Origin of the sequence: Glycomyces tenuis DSM 44171 (assembly GCF_000427885.1) — a bacterium.
GTDB classification, from domain to species: domain Bacteria; phylum Actinomycetota; class Actinomycetes; order Mycobacteriales; family Micromonosporaceae; genus Glycomyces; species Glycomyces tenuis.
Genome location: NZ_ATYW01000014.1, coordinates 191,014 through 204,975 on the forward strand (window position 1 = coordinate 191,014; position 13,962 = coordinate 204,975).

Below are 13,962 nucleotides of genomic sequence, written 5' to 3' on the forward strand. Positions count from 1 at the left end.
CTCTCGCGCTCCAGGGCGGCGCGGCACCGAGACCGGGCCCCTCACCGCAAGGCGCGCAGCGCCGCCGCGGTCTCCGCGATGCGGGCGGCGGGGTCGGCCGCATCGTCCTCCGCGACCCAGCGCGCGAACGCGACCTGGAAGACCGTGACCGCGCTCTGCGCGGCGAGGGTGGCGTCCGGCTCGGGCGTGCCGCGCTCGCGGAGCGCCTCGGCGGCGGTGACGGCCATTCCCGCCAGCTTCAGCAGCTCGCGCTCCTGAAGCGCCGGGTTGGCCTCGATGATCGCGGAGCGTCGCACGGCGTGGGCGCGGCGGTCCTTCAGCAGCCCGCCGCCGGCCGTCACTCCGGCGAGCGCCGCGTCCAGCGGCGAGGCCTCGCTCGGCGCCGCCAGGATCGCCTCGCGCGTCACCCGCCGCATGTCCTCGGAGCCGTCGAAGAGGACCTCGCGCTTGTCCGCGAAGTGCCGGAAGAAGGTGCGCTCGGTGACTCCGGCGCTCTCGGCGATGTCCCCGGCGGTGGTCTGCTCGAAGCCTCGCTCCGCGAAGAGCTCCATGGCGGCGCGGATCATCCGCCCGCGCGCGTCCGGCTCCCAGCGACTCATGTCGAGGATTCTAGCGTTGACAGTGACTGACATGAAGGGGTAGAGTTGATGTCAGTAACTGTCATAACCTGGAAGGGAAAGACCCATGCGCGTCTTCGTCACCGGCGCCTCCGGCTGGATCGGCTCGGCCGTCACCGAGGAACTCATCGCCCACGGCCACAAGGTCCTCGGGCTCGCCCGCTCCGACGGGGCGGCCTCCAGGCTCGAAGCGGTCGGCGCCATCGCCCACCGCGGCGACCTCGACGACCCCGAGAGCCTCGCCGCGGGGGCCGCGGCCGCCGACGGCGTCGTCCATCTCGCCTTCAATCACGACTTCTCCGACTACGCCGCCGCGGGCCGCACCGAGCACGCCGCCGTCCAGCGGATGCTCGACGTCCTCGAAGGCGGCGACCGCCCCTTCCTGATCGCCAGCGGGATGGCGTCGGACATCGTCGGGCGGCCGCTGACCGAGGACGACCCGTCGCCGTTCCACGGCCCCGACTCGATGCGCGGCGGCAGCGAGAACCTCGCCCTGTCCTACGCCGGGCGCGGGGTCCGCCCGGTGGCGCTGCGCTTCTCCCCGTCCGTGCACGGCATGGGCGACCACGGCTTCGTCGCGACGCTGACCGGGATCGCGAAGGAACGCGGCGTCTCCGGCTACATCGGCGACGGCTCGACCCACTGGACGGCCGTGCACCGCTCCGACGCCGCGTCGATGGTGCGGCTCGCGCTCGAACAGGCCCCGGCGGGCTCGCGGCTGCACGCGGTGGCCGAAGAGGCCGTCCCCTCCCGCGACATCGCCGCCGCCATCGGCGAGTACCTGGGCGTGCCGACCGTCTCGGTCGCTCCGGAAGAGGCCGAGGACCACTTCGGCTGGATCGCGCGCTTCCTCGGCCTGGACGTCACCGCGACGAACGTCCGCACCCGCGAGCTGCTCGGTTGGGCGCCGACCGGGCCGACCCTCTTCGAGGACATCGCCGCCGGCGCCTACGCGCCGCGGGACTGACGGAGCGCCACACCACGGGCGTCCGGGTGCCGATCACCGGCACCCGGTTCTGCGCCGTGGACGCCGACGCGCGGCTCGCCGCCCCGGCGGCGACTCGGCAGGGGAGCGGCCCGCGCTCGACGAGCGCGGGCCGCTTCGCACATCGACCGCGAGGGCGGCGTCAGGATCGCGAGCGGCTCTTGTCGGCGCCGTAGCGCAGCCCGTCGATGAGGAGCGAGACCATGCGGCGGCTGTACGCGGGCCCGTCGGCGTCCGCGACCATGCACAGGTTGCCGACGGCGTGGAGGAGCTCCTCGGGGCTGACGTCGGCGCGGATCTCGCCTTCGGCCGCCGCCGCGTCGAGCAGCGACCCGAGGGCCGGTCCGAATCGCTGCATGAAGTAGCCGGGCAGCTCGTCGAACGCGGGATCCCCCGAGTGCAGAGCCGAGGCGAGTCCGCGTTTGGTCGCCAGGAACTCGGTGAAGCGGTAGAGCCACTGCTCGAGCGCCTCGCCCGGCTCGTGCGCCGCGGCCAGGCCCGGGGCCGCGTCGGCGCAGGAGTCCACTTCGCGCTGGAAGACGGCCTTGACCAGGTCCGAGCGCTGCGGGAAGTGGCGGTACAGCGTGCCGACGCCGACCCCGGCCAGGTCGGTGATCTCCTTCGCGGGCGCGTCCACGCCCGAGGTGCCGAAGACGGTCTTCGCCGCCTCGAGCAGGGAATCGGTATTGCGCTGCGCATCGACGCGACGCTTGCGCGGCGCCCTCTCGCCCCCGCCCGGCCACGCCGCGTCCACGCCGCCCGGCACTGTGTTCTCCGTCACGACACTCCTTATCGCTTGCTTATCCGGAACGTCTTTCCGTATATTTGCGGAAGGGCTTTCCGCTTCGATCCAGGATACGGCATCGGCGAAGCCCCGCCAAACGTCCACCGCAATCCCAGGAGCAAGCCATGCAGTACCGCACGCTCGGCCGAACCGGCATCAAGGTCAGCCCCTACGCGCTCGGCGCCATGATGTTCGGGGCCGTCGGCAACCGCGACCACGAGGACTCGGTCAAGATCATCCACAAGGCCCTCGACGCCGGCATCAACTTCGTCGACACCGCCGACATGTACTCCCACGGCGAGTCCGAGGAGATCGTCGGCAAGGCCCTCAAGGGTCGCCGCGACGACGTCGTGCTCGCCACCAAGGCCCGCTTCCCCTTGGACTACAACCCGGTCGGAGACACCCCGCCCGTGCCCAACCGCTCGGGCGCCTCGCGCGTCTGGCTGACCCGCGCGGTGGAAGGCTCACTGCGTCGGCTGGGCACCGACCACATCGACCTGTTCCAGATCCACCAGCCCGACCCGGACACCGACATCGAGGAGACCCTCTCGGTGCTCACCGACCTGGTGCGCATCGGCAAGGTCCGAGCCGTCGGCACCTCTTCCCTGCCCGTCTCCGACATCGTCGAGGCCCAGTGGGTGGCCGAGCGGCGCGGCCTGGTCCGCTTCCGCAGCGAGCAGCCTCCGTACTCGATCCTCAACCGCGGCATCGAACGCGAAGTGCTCCCCGTCGCGCAGCGCTACGGCATGGGCACCCTCGTCTGGAGCCCCCTGGCCGGCGGCATGCTCACCGGCCGCTACCGCAAGGGCCGCCAATCCGACGCGCACCGGGCCCAGTTCGGCTTCAAGCACCTGGCCGACGAGCGCCGCCTCGACGCCGTCGAGCGGCTCATCCCCGTCGCCGAGGGCGCCGGCGTCCCGCTGACCCACCTGGCCATGGCCTTCACCATCGCCCACCCCGGCGTCACCTCCGCGATCATCGGGCCGCGCACGATGGAGCACCTCGACGACCTGCTCGCCGGCGTCGAGCTCACGCTCACCGACGAAGTCCTCGACCAGATCGACGCGATCGTGCCGCCCGGCACCGACGTCGGCGCGCTCGACATGGCCTACGACCCGCCCGCGATCGGGCACGCGCCCCTGCGCCGCCGCCCGCTCGGCGAGCGTTCGGCCGCCTGAGCCCCGGCGCCACCGCGCCACGACGACTCCGGTCCGCCACCGAGGGGCCCCGTCTCCCGTGGAGCGTCGACGCTCCACGAGCGACACGGGCATCGCTCGGCGGCGGACCGCCGGAACACCGGGCCATCGGAACACCCACCTGCCGGAACACCGACCGCCGCGCCGGCGCCACTGCCGGTCGAGGCGCCCAGCCCATCTCCCGACCACATGACGAGGACCAAGCGCATGGCACACAAGCAGCAACCCATCGGAACCAGGTTCACCGCCGCCTCGACGGCCGAGGAGGTCGTGGCGGGCATCGACCTGACCGGCAAGAACGTCATCGTCACCGGCGGCCACGCCGGCATCGGCCTGGAGGCCGTCAAGGCGCTCGGCAAGGCCGGCGCCTCGATCACCCTCGGCTCGCGCGATCCCGCCCGCGCCGCGCTGGCTATCTCCGGCGTCGAGCACGTCGAGATCAGCCGGCTCGACCTGCTCGATCCGGCCTCCATCGACGCCTTCGCGAAGCGCTGGCTCGACTCCGGCCACCCGCTCCACATCCTGATCAACTGCGCCGCCCTCCCCGCCCCCGCGGAACTGGTGCGGGACGCGCGCGGCTACGAGGCGCAGTTCGCGACCAACCACCTGGGCCACTTCCAGCTGACCGCGGGCCTGCTGCCCGCACTGCGGGCGGCGGGCGAGGCCCGAGTGGTCAACGTGTCCTCCGGCGCCCAGCGAATGTCCGACATCCGCTGGGACGACCCGAACTTCACCACCACCGGCTACGACCCCGACGTCGCCTACGCCCAGTCCAAGACCGCGAACGTGCTGCACGCCGTCGAGCTCGACCGGCTCTGGGCCGACGACGGCATCCGCGGCTACGCCGTGCACCCGGGTGTCGTCGTCGGCACCGCGCTGAACGGCGCCGCGGGCGAGGACGCGCTGCGGGCCATGGGCCTGATCGACCGGTCCGGCCGGCCGATCATCGACCCTGAGGCCGGGAAGAAGACGCCGCAGCAGGGGGCGAGCACCATCGTGTTCGCGGCGACCAGCCCGCTGCTCGCCGACATCGGCGGCGTCTACCTCAAGGACAACGACATCTCGCCGCTGGACGACGAGCCGAAGCCGCTCACCGCGGACGAGATCCCGGCGGAAGTCGCCTCGCACGCCGTCGACCCGAAGTCCGCCCGGCGGCTCTGGGAACTGAGCGAGGAGCTGCTCATGGCATGACGGCCGCGGCATCACCGGCGCGGCGAGCGGAGTTCGCTCCACCCGACACACCGAGTGCGCACGGATACCGCGCGGAGGCGCGGTCCCGGCCACCGCCTCGGCCGCCGAGGCCAAAGGCGGGCAGAGGGAATCCCGTGAGTGGTCCTCGGCTCTCCGGGCACCTCCGCGCCGCCCACCGCATCGGGGGCCGCGGACGGGACGGCCATCGGATGGTTCCTCAAAGCCATGGGCGAGGGCCTGGCGGGAAGGCTGTCGGCGGGCGGCCCTTGGGGCGACGCGACCGGAGCGGCCGGTGTCGACGATAGAAGGTCCGTGGGTGCGGCTCTCGGGCGACGCGGTTGACGCCGCTCATGTCCCGGGACTGGAAGGCTGTGGGCGGGCGGTCTTCGGGGGTTCCTCTTTCCCGTCGGACCGCTGGACGGCGCGCCCGCGGCCTTCCTCTCCGGATGATCCGGAAGGGACGGGCCGTGCCGGGGCATGCGAGAGGCGATCGGAGGTGCGGGCACGAGCAGATCCCCTCGGCGCCGTCCACAGGCGCCGAACATGCGTAGGCTGGGCCCATGGCAGAGCACGATGCGCAGCAGGCCGAACCTCACCGGACCGCCGGAACCGAGCATTCCACCAAGGGCGCCTACGTCTCCGGCGAGGAGTTCACCAGGGACACCAACTACATCGAGGACCGCGTCGTGGCCGACGTCGAGGCCGCCCGGTCCGCGCCGGTCGAGGCGGCCTCCACGATCGGCGATCCGCGGATGACCGGTCTCACCGAGGGCGCGCGGGCCTGGCCGGTGGAGCCGGGCCGCTACCGCCTCGTGGCCGCCCGGGCCTGCCCCTGGGCGCACCGCTCGGTCATCATCCGCCGCCTGCTGGGCCTCGAAGACGCCATCTCGCTGGCCACGCCGGGGCCGACGCACGATGTCCGCTCCTGGACCTTCGACCTCAGCCCCGACGGCCGCGACCCCGTGCTGGGCACCGAACGGCTCCAAGAGAACTACTTCAAACGCTTCCCCGACTACCCCAGGGGCATCACCGTGCCCGCCCTGGTGGACGTCCCCTCCGGCGCGGTGGTCACCAACAACTACCCGCAGCTGAGCTTCGACCTGTCCACCCAGTGGGCCGCCCACCACCGCGAAGGGGCACCCGATCTCATCCCCGCCGAACTGATCGACGACATGCTCCCGGTGATCAAGCGGATCTTCACCGAGGTCAACAACGGGGTGTACCGCGCGGGCTTCGCCGGGTCCCAGAGCGCCTACGAGCGGGCCTACGAGCGGCTCTTCGACACGCTCGACTGGCTCGAGGAGCGCCTCGCCGAGCGGCGGTACCTGATGGGCGAGGCCATCACCGAGGCCGATGTCCGGCTGTTCACCACGCTGGTGCGCTTCGACGCGGTCTACCACGGGCACTTCAAATGCAACCGGAACAAGCTCACCGAGATGCCGAACCTGTGGGGCTACGCCCGGGACCTGTTCCAGACCCCCGGCTTCGGCGACACCGTTGACTTCGACCAGATCAAGCGCCACTACTACGTGGTGCACGAGGACATCAACCCGACGCAGGTGGTGCCCCTGGGCCCCGATCCGGCGAACTGGCTCTCCGCCCACGGCCGCGAGCGGCTGGGCGGGACACCGTTCGGCAGCGGCACGGCACCGGGCCCGGTGCCGGCCGAGGAGCGCCCACCGGGCGCCAATCCGCTCTACGGGCGGTGAACCGGCGGAGCGGCCCCGCGAACCGAACACGGAGCCGACCACCCGCGCACCGGACCGGCGCCGACCGGCCTCCCGAAGGGCCGCGGCGCCGGGAACGGCGGGCGCGGCATGCGCTACTGGACATGGCGACGTGGGGAGGGCCGCGCCGCACCGAGAACGGCGCGGCTCGACGAGCGCGAACCGCGCACCTGCTCCGAAGGGCCGCGGCGAGCCGGGAACGGCGCCTCGCGGCCGCCGGCGGCACCGCTACTTGATGCCGGTCGTCGCGACCCCCTTGATGAGGAACCGCTGACCGAGGACGAACACGAGGAACATCGGCAGCAGCGAGACGACGCTCATCGCGAACATCGATCCGTAGTCCGAACTCGACTGCGCGTCCAGGTAGCCCTTCAGCGCCACCGAGACCGGCCACGTCTCGGGCAGCCGCAGGTACACGAGCGGCCCGAAGAAGTCGCCCCACGTCCAGATGAAGGTGAAGATCGCGGTCGTCGCGAGCGCCGGCATGATGAGCGGCAGCGTGATCTGCGTGTAGGAGCGGAAGTGCCCCGCGCCGTCGATGCGCGCGGCCTCGAAGACCTCCTCCGGCAGGCTGCGGATGAACTGCACCATGAGGAACACGAAGAACGCCTCGGTCGCGAGGAACTTCGGCGCGATGAGCGGCAGGAAGGTGTTCAACCAGCCCAGCTCCTTGAAGATCAGGAACTGCGGCACCATCAGCACCTGGAACGGCAGCATGATCGAGCCGAGCATGATCGCGAACATCAGGTTGCGCCCGCGGAACCGCAGGCGGGCGAAGGCGTACGCCGCGAGGGAGCACGAGACCAGGTTCCCCACGATCGCGCCGAGGGCGATGATCGAGGAGTTCACGATGAACACGCTGAAGGGGAACTGGAGGTCGTTCCAGCCGTTGGCGTAGTTCTCGGCGGTGAGGTCGGCCGTGAAGATGCTGAGGTCGCGGAAGATCTCGCTGTTGGGCTTGAAGCTCGACACGAGCAGCCAGATCAGCGGGTAGATCATCACCACCGACATCGCGGTGAGCATCACGTGCTTGCCGGTCGATCGCAGCGCCCGCCGCCCGCCTCCGGGGCGCCGCCGCCGGAGCGGCGGGGCGGTCGGGCGGGCGAGGGTCTCGGTTTCAGTCGTCATAGAACACCCAGTACTTCGAGAGCCAGAAGTTGAACGCGGTGAAGGCGGCGACCACGATGACGAGGAACCACGCCATGGCCGAGGCGTAGCCCATGTTGAGTTCGGTGAACGCCTCCTTGTAGAGCAGGAGCGTGTAGAACATCGTCGCGTCGGCGGGCCCGCCGGTGCCGCCGGAGACGACGTACGCCTGCGTGAACGCCTGGAAGGCGAAGATGATCTGCAGGACGAGGTTGAAGAAGATGATCGGCGTCAGCAGCGGCAGCGTGATCGAGAAGAACTTCCGCAGGCGCCCGGCGCCGTCCATCGACGCGGCCTCGTAGAACATCTCGGGGATCTGCCGGAGCCCGGCCAGGAAGATCACCATGGGGGAGCCGAAGGTCCACACGTTCAGGACGATGAGCGTGCCGAGCGCGAAGTCGGGGTGGCCGATCCAGCCCGGCCCGTCGACGCCGAACCAGCCGAGCACGCCGTTGACGAGGCCCTCCTTGCCGAACACCTGGCGCCACAGGATCGCGATGGCGACCGAGCCGCCCATCAGGCTCGGCAGGTAGAACACCGAGCGGTAGAACGACAGCCCCCGCATGCCCTTGTCGAGCAGCATCGCCAGCCCGAGGGCGAGGACGAGCTGGATCGGCACGCCGACGAGCACGTAGACGACCGTGACCCGGAAGGAGTTCCAGAACCGCTCGTCGCCGAACATGGCGCTGAAGTTCTCCAGGCCGATCCACTCGGGCGCCCGGAACAGGTTGTACTCGGTGAATGACAGGTAGAGCGAGGCGATCATCGGGCCGATCGTGAGCCCGAGCAGGCCGACGGTCCAGGGGAGGAGGAAGAGGTACGCCGCCTTGTTGTCGGGGTATTTCTCCTTGCCGCGGGCACCGCCCCTGCGTCTGCGGACTGCGATGTCTCTGAGCTCGCCGAGACTGCTCATGGGATCTCCTAGCCTCTCGTGACCGCGGGAACGGGGGGAAAGCGGTTGCACGACTGCGTTGATTATGACCGCCGTCATGCGCTTCGTCAATCGCTTCTGGCCGAAAATAATCGGAGAAGCTCCGAAACTTCCACAAGCTCGAATCAGCCTGTCACCTGGGGTGATGGGAGCGCTTTGCCAATGCAAGGCATTGACAACCGTCACCTGCGATGATAATTTTCCGGAAAGCGGTTGCAATTTTCGGCTGTCCCGGCCCAGTCCCCAGCGACCGCCTCGGACGGCCCCTCACACGTCCGGATCAGTGGCAACACGGTGGCCCCCGCCACCGACGACACACGAAACGAGGCGCAATGACGCGTAGCACACGTTCGCGTGCGGCCATCGGATCCGTCGCCGCCGCGGCGCTCGCCCTAGCCGGATGCTCCGGCGCGGGCGGCGGGGGCGGCGAATACGACCCCGATGAAGCAATCGAGCTCGAGATCTCCTGGTGGGGCGACGACGACCGCGCCCGCCTCTTCGGCGAGGTCATCGACCTGTTCGAGGAGGAGTACCCCAACATCACCGTCGTCGAGACCCCCGTCGGCGCGCCCGACGACCTCTTCAACCGGCTCGCCACCGACTTCGCCGGCGGCGGGAGCACCGCCCCCGACGTCTTCGCGCTCGGCGGCGCCAAGCCGCAGGAGTACGGCGAGCTCGGCGCCCTGCTCGACCTGTCGACCGTGAGCGAGCAACTCGGCTCCTCGGCCTACCCCGACTTCTCCCTCACCAGCGCCACCGTCGACGACACCCTCTACGGCCTGCCCACCGGCGGGAACGCGACGGCCGCGTTCATCAACGTCGGCATCTTCGAGCAGGCCGGCGTCCCGCTCCCTCAAGAGGGCTGGACCTGGGACGACCTCGTCGCCGCCGCCGGCCAGATCGGCAGCGCCGGCCTCACCAACGAGTCCGGCAACCCGATCTACGGCATCGACCTGCGCATCCAGGACATCATGGGCACCTACGCGGCCCAGGTGAGCGAGGTCGGCATGTACGACTGGGACGGAAAGCTCGGCGTCGACGCCGGACAGGTCGCCGGCTGGTACGAGATCGAACAGCGGCTCCTCGCGAACGGCGGCCTGCCCGACCCCTCGGTCGTGACGGCGAACTGGCAGCTGCCGCCCGACCAGCAGCCCTTCACGATCGGCCAGGCCGCGATCACCTTCGGGTACACCAACCTCATGTCCGCCTACAGCGCCGCAGGTGAAGTCCAGATGATGCTGCCGCCCACCGACACCGAGCTGTCGGGCGTCGCGCTGCTGCCCTCGGCGTACTGGTCGGTCAACGCCGCGAGCGAGCACCCCCAGGCGGCGGCCATGCTCGTCGACTGGTTCCTCCACGAACCGGCCGCGGCCGAGCTCATCCTCGACACCCGCGGCGTGCCGTTCAACCCCGACACGCTCGCGGTCGTCTCGCCGCTGCTGGAGGGCCCCGCCAAGACCGCGGCCGACTACGTCGACATCGTCTTCGACGAGGGCGTCGTCGCCCCGCCGCAGCCCGCGGGCGGCTCGATCATGAACGAGCTGTCCCAGCGCATGGAGGCCGAAGTCCTGTTCGGGCGAATGACGCCCGACGAGGCGGCGGCCCAATGGACCGACGAACTCGGAGCCGCGCTCGCGGAATAGCCCGCGCCCGATCGGCACTGTGCTCCATCGGCCCCGTGCCCGATCGACCCCGAGGAGGCGGGCCTGACGCCCGGCCCGCCTCCCGTTCGCACCACCACGCTCGGAGGACCATGACGAAGGCGATCGAGGCGGCGCTGAGCCGCCTGCGCGCGGGCGACCCGGTCTCCCGCTCCGGCATCGCGGGCTCGGGGCTCGGCGCGGAACTCACCGCGGCGGGTGTCGGCTTCGCCGCCGTCGGCGGGCCGCTCGAGGAGCGCTGGCACCGCGCGCTCGCGGAGCTCGAGCAGTGCGTCCGCCCCCTCGCGGGCGGCGCCCCCGTCCTCAACGAGGGCGGGGTCTACGCGGGCGCGTGGCTCGAGAGCACCGGCACGATCAACGCCGAAGTGCTCGCCCGCTTCGCCCCCGGCATCGCGCGCGAGACCCACCTGCGCTTCGCCGAGCACCAGCGAGGCGACGGCATGATCCCCTACAAGCTCACCGACGACGGCCCCGGCTTCAGTCAGATCCAGATCGTCACGCCGCTGGCGCGCACCGTATGGCGCCACCATGAGCTCACCGGAGGCGACGAGCCCTTCCTGGAGACGATGTACCGCGCGATGGCGCGCTACGACGACTGGCTCGCGCGGTTCCGCGACACACGCCGCACCGGCGCGGTGGAGGCGTTCTGCGCCTTCGACACCGGCCACGACCTCTCACCGCGGTTCTGGTTCGCGCCGGACCGCGCCTTCCGCGGCGACGCCCGCCGGTGCGACCCCGATTCGCCGATCCTGCCCTATGCGGCGCCCGACCTCACCGCCAACGTCGCCTGCCAGCGGGCCTACCTCGCGCGGATCGCCGAAGCGCTCGGCGAGGACGGCGAACCGTGGCGGCGCAAGGCGCGAGCCTCGGTCGCGGCGCTGTACGCCCAGTGCTTCGACCCCGACGACGGGACCTTCTACGACCGGGACCGATCGGGGAGGCACGTCCGGATCCAGTCCGATGTGCTGCTGCGGGTCCTGGCCTGCGAGATCGGCGACGAGGAGTTCTTCACACGAGCACTGGGCGCCTACCTGATGAACACCCGCAAGTTCCTCTCGCACCACGGCTTCACCTCGCTCGCGCTCGACGACCCGCGCTTCGACGCCGACGCCTCGCGCAACTCCTGGGGCGGGCCGGTCAACCTCCTCAGCCTGCTGCGCGCCCCCGACGCCTTCGAGCACCACGGCCACGTCGCGGAGCTCGCCGTGGCCGCCGCCCCGCCGCTGGCCGCGTTGGCCGCCGCGGACCGCTTCCCGCAGTGCCTCGACCCCTGGTCCGGCGAAGCGGGGTTCACCTCGGTGTACTCGCCGTCGATCCTCTGGTTCCTGGACACTGTGGAACGGAGTTTCGGGATCCTGCCGCGTCCCGGCGGCGAAGTGTGGTTCACCGGGCTGCCGCCGACGCGGCTCGACCACGGCGCCGCCGCGGCGGCGACCGCCTACGCGCGGCGCGTCGGCGGAGCCGAGTACGAGCTGGCGGCCGACGACGAGCGTGCCGAAGTGCACCGCGACGGCGCGCCGCGGTGGGCCTTCCCGCGCGGGTGGCGGATCGAGACGGACGCGGCGGGCGAGGTGCGGGCGGTCGTCGGCATGAGCCCCGCGGTGGTCACTGGGGAGCTCGAGACCTGTCGCGCGGACGCCGGGTCCGCGCGTCTGGCGCTGTCGCTCGCGGCCAACGAGCGGATCGAGCTCGACGCCGAAGGCCGGATCACCGGCAGAACGGCGGTGTCGTTCGTCCCGCCCGCCTTCTAGCGCTCAGCGCAGCGCGAGGCCGCCGGGGACCTCCTCGACCTCGATGAAGCGGGCCCGCTCTTCGGGCGTCCGGTTCGGATGGTGCAGCGCGAGCAGCAGCCGCCCGGCGGCGTCGGCGAAGACCATGCCGTGCCCGCCGTCCCGCGGCCACAGCGCCTCCTCGGCCTGCCGCCACGGACCGCGGACGCCGCCGCTCTCGGAGACCGCGACCCCCAGCGCGTAGCCGCCCTCGCCCATGCTCGACCACAGCATCAGCAGCTCACCCTCCTTGCTCCGGTGCAGGAACGGCCCGTCGGTCACGTGCGCGGTCGGCCCCGGCCGGTCGAGCGGGCGCGTCCACGGCGCCTCCGAGGCCGTGAAGAGCAGCAGCGGCTCGCCGACGGCGCCGCGCAGGTCCGGCGTCAGCCGCACCGCCCGGATCTCGCCGTCGCCGACGTCCTTCCACTCGTGGCAGAACACCATGTAGGGCGTGCCGTCCTCCACGTGCAGGGTGCCGTCCAGGCACTCCCAGTCGCGAGGCGTGAGCGGCCTCGGCGACCACGGGGCGTACGGGCCCTCCGGGCGCTCGGCGCGCAGCACCTGGGTGCCGCGGCGGCGCCCTTCCGCCGTGAAGGTCGCGAACATGTAGAACGCGCCGCCGTGGCGGTGCACCTCGGGCGCCCAGTACTGGGTGTGCGACCAGAAGTCCGCGGGGGCCGGAAGGCAGGGATCGGGCCGTGCCATTCGGCCAGGTCGGTGCTCCAGTACGTGTCGAAGCCGGTCGCCGGGCCCTTCCAGATGTCCGCGTCGGTGCTCCCGAACAGGTAGAAGCGGTCCTCTTCGGGCACGCGGAGCACGAACGGGTCGCGGATCTGGATCTCGCTCAAGGCGGGCATGGGCTTCCTTCCGTCGGCTGCCCGCCATTCTCCTTGGCCGGGCGCGCCGCCCGCCGCCGAGGTCCGTGCGGCGGGCGGCGCGGGCTGCGGCCCGAGCCGGCTCAGGAGCTCAGACGCTCCACTGCTGGTTGGCGCCGCCCCAGCAGTCGTACTGGTGGAGGCGAGCGCTGTTCGCGGTCGAGGAGTCGATCACGTCGAGGCACCTGCCCGAGTGTCTGGCGACGATCTCGACGTGGCCGCCGCCGGCGTCGCGCAGCTCCCACTGCTGGTTGGTGCCGCCGTTGCACGACCACTGGATGATCCTGGCGCCGTTGGCCGTGGAGGCGGCGTCGACGTCGAGGCATCTGCCGGAGGCCTGCGAGATGATCTGGTAGTAGCCGCCGCCGACCTCCTGGAACCGCCATTGCTGGTTGGACCCGCCGTGGCAGTCGTACTGGATGATCTCGGCTCCGTCGGCGGTGGAGCCGCTGACGACGTCGACGCACTTGCCCGAGTTGCGGTTCACGATGTCGGCGACCTCGCCGCCGTCGCCACCGCCGTCCACGTCGTCGCCCCAGCCGTAGCGGAGTCGGTCGGCGCCGGTCTGGTTGCGGATGCTCAGGTTCAGGTCGGTGCCCGAGCCGCTGAGCTCGAACATGGAGTACCAGTCATAGCCGATGTCGCCGGGCTTGCCGCCGATGGCGGGCCAGTACGTGCCGCCCATGCCGTTGGCGCGCATGACCTCGGTGACCGCGCGGATGTGCCGGACGAAGTTGTCGCCGCTGTTCGGGACGCTGTAGTCGAGGCCGGTGCTCATCGGGGCGCCGAACTCGGTCACGACCGCGCGCGAGGCGCAGTCCCCCAGGCGGGCCTGGACGTGGTCGCGCCAGCCGGCTTCGGTGTTGTCCCCGTAGAAGAACGCGTAGTGGTGGAAGGACAGCAGGGTGCCGTCGAAACGGCTGTCGTCGCAGATCGGCCCGAGGTCCTGGCTGTAACCGACGCCGCCGATGAGGACGCGGCCGGGCGGCGCCGAGTAGTGGTAGTCGAGCCAGTCGGCCGCGAGGTCGCGCCACTCTTGGGAGCTGTAGCCGTGGGGCTCGTTCATCGGCTCGAAGTAGA

12 protein-coding genes are annotated in these 13,962 nt (G+C 71.3%); 6 read left to right on the forward strand and 6 right to left on the reverse strand.

Annotated features, from left to right (window positions below; all coding sequences use genetic code 11):
* Positions 1–41: 41 nt before the first annotated feature.
* Positions 42–599: a TetR family transcriptional regulator gene (locus YWW_RS0115930; protein WP_026930886.1), complete on the reverse strand. Its 558-nt coding sequence runs from the start codon at positions 597–599 to the stop codon at positions 42–44.
* Between the two features lie 85 nt (positions 600–684).
* Between YWW_RS0115930 and YWW_RS0115935 the strand changes: the two genes are divergently transcribed.
* Complete coding sequence (locus tag YWW_RS0115935) at positions 685–1,584, forward strand: SDR family oxidoreductase (protein WP_026930887.1); 900 nt, start codon at positions 685–687, stop codon at positions 1,582–1,584.
* Positions 1,585–1,744: 160 nt separating this feature from the next.
* Here YWW_RS0115935 and YWW_RS0115940 read toward each other — a convergent pair whose 3' ends face one another.
* Positions 1,745–2,383, reverse strand: a complete 639-nt coding sequence (locus tag YWW_RS0115940) for a TetR/AcrR family transcriptional regulator (protein ID WP_081687503.1) — start codon at positions 2,381–2,383, stop codon at positions 1,745–1,747.
* A 128-nt stretch (positions 2,384–2,511) separates the two neighbouring features.
* Between YWW_RS0115940 and YWW_RS0115945 the strand changes: the two genes are divergently transcribed.
* The 3 genes from YWW_RS0115945 to YWW_RS0115955 all read left to right on the forward strand — a co-directional run bounded on the left by YWW_RS0115945 (position 2,512) and on the right by YWW_RS0115955 (position 6,482).
* Positions 2,512–3,564 carry an aldo/keto reductase gene (locus YWW_RS0115945; RefSeq protein WP_026930889.1) on the forward strand — a complete coding sequence of 351 codons (1,053 nt, stop codon included), beginning with the start codon at positions 2,512–2,514 and terminating at the stop codon, positions 3,562–3,564.
* 225 nt (positions 3,565–3,789) lie between these two features.
* The gene (locus YWW_RS0115950) at positions 3,790–4,773 is read left to right on the forward strand and encodes an SDR family NAD(P)-dependent oxidoreductase (protein ID WP_026930890.1); all 984 of its coding nucleotides are present in this window, start codon (positions 3,790–3,792) and stop codon (positions 4,771–4,773) included.
* Between the two features lie 560 nt (positions 4,774–5,333).
* Positions 5,334–6,482 carry a glutathione S-transferase family protein gene (locus YWW_RS0115955; protein ID WP_026930891.1) on the forward strand — a complete coding sequence of 383 codons (1,149 nt, stop codon included), beginning with the start codon at positions 5,334–5,336 and terminating at the stop codon, positions 6,480–6,482.
* 246 nt (positions 6,483–6,728) lie between these two features.
* On the opposite strand, the gene YWW_RS0115960 is transcribed toward YWW_RS0115955, so the two are convergent.
* Positions 6,729–7,628: a carbohydrate ABC transporter permease gene (locus YWW_RS0115960; RefSeq protein WP_026930892.1), complete on the reverse strand. Its 900-nt coding sequence runs from the start codon at positions 7,626–7,628 to the stop codon at positions 6,729–6,731.
* Positions 7,618–8,559: a carbohydrate ABC transporter permease gene (locus tag YWW_RS0115965; protein WP_026930893.1), complete on the reverse strand. Its 942-nt coding sequence runs from the start codon at positions 8,557–8,559 to the stop codon at positions 7,618–7,620. The genes YWW_RS0115960 and YWW_RS0115965 overlap by 11 nt, the downstream gene beginning before the upstream one ends.
* Before the next feature lie 350 nt (positions 8,560–8,909).
* On the opposite strand from YWW_RS0115965, the gene YWW_RS0115970 reads away from it, so the two are divergent.
* Together YWW_RS0115970 and YWW_RS30920 are read left to right on the forward strand one after the other, a co-directional pair.
* On the forward strand, positions 8,910–10,220 hold the full coding sequence (locus YWW_RS0115970) for an extracellular solute-binding protein (RefSeq protein ID WP_026930894.1): 1,311 nt from the start codon (positions 8,910–8,912) through the stop codon (positions 10,218–10,220).
* Positions 10,221–10,330: 110 nt separating this feature from the next.
* Entirely contained in the window at positions 10,331–11,989 is a 1,659-nt protein-coding gene (locus YWW_RS30920; protein WP_051325897.1) for an MGH1-like glycoside hydrolase domain-containing protein, read from the forward strand.
* A 3-nt stretch (positions 11,990–11,992) separates the two neighbouring features.
* Here YWW_RS30920 and YWW_RS30925 read toward each other — a convergent pair whose 3' ends face one another.
* Together YWW_RS30925 and YWW_RS0115985 are read right to left on the reverse strand one after the other, a co-directional pair.
* A complete protein-coding gene (locus tag YWW_RS30925) occupies positions 11,993–12,712 on the reverse strand; it encodes a glycoside hydrolase family 43 protein (protein WP_211228583.1) in 720 nt (239 codons plus the stop codon).
* 261 nt (positions 12,713–12,973) lie between these two features.
* A partial coding sequence (locus tag YWW_RS0115985) for an RICIN domain-containing protein (protein WP_026930895.1) occupies positions 12,974–13,962 on the reverse strand: 989 nt, incomplete at its 5' end.

Coding starts and splice junctions, on each gene's coding strand:
- YWW_RS0115945 (WP_026930889.1), top strand. CDS start 2,512: ATGCAGTACCGCACGCTCGGCCGAACCGGCATCAAGGTCAGCCCCTAC.
- YWW_RS30925 (WP_211228583.1), bottom strand. CDS start 12,712: ATGGCACGGCCCGATCCCTGCCTTCCGGCCCCCGCGGACTTCTGGTCG.
- YWW_RS0115965 (WP_026930893.1), bottom strand. CDS start 8,559: ATGAGCAGTCTCGGCGAGCTCAGAGACATCGCAGTCCGCAGACGCAGG.
- YWW_RS0115955 (WP_026930891.1), top strand. CDS start 5,334: ATGGCAGAGCACGATGCGCAGCAGGCCGAACCTCACCGGACCGCCGGA.
- YWW_RS0115960 (WP_026930892.1), bottom strand. CDS start 7,628: ATGACGACTGAAACCGAGACCCTCGCCCGCCCGACCGCCCCGCCGCTC.
- YWW_RS0115930 (WP_026930886.1), bottom strand. CDS start 599: ATGAGTCGCTGGGAGCCGGACGCGCGCGGGCGGATGATCCGCGCCGCC.
- YWW_RS30920 (WP_051325897.1), top strand. CDS start 10,331: ATGACGAAGGCGATCGAGGCGGCGCTGAGCCGCCTGCGCGCGGGCGAC.
- YWW_RS0115950 (WP_026930890.1), top strand. CDS start 3,790: ATGGCACACAAGCAGCAACCCATCGGAACCAGGTTCACCGCCGCCTCG.
- YWW_RS0115970 (WP_026930894.1), top strand. CDS start 8,910: ATGACGCGTAGCACACGTTCGCGTGCGGCCATCGGATCCGTCGCCGCC.
- YWW_RS0115935 (WP_026930887.1), top strand. CDS start 685: ATGCGCGTCTTCGTCACCGGCGCCTCCGGCTGGATCGGCTCGGCCGTC.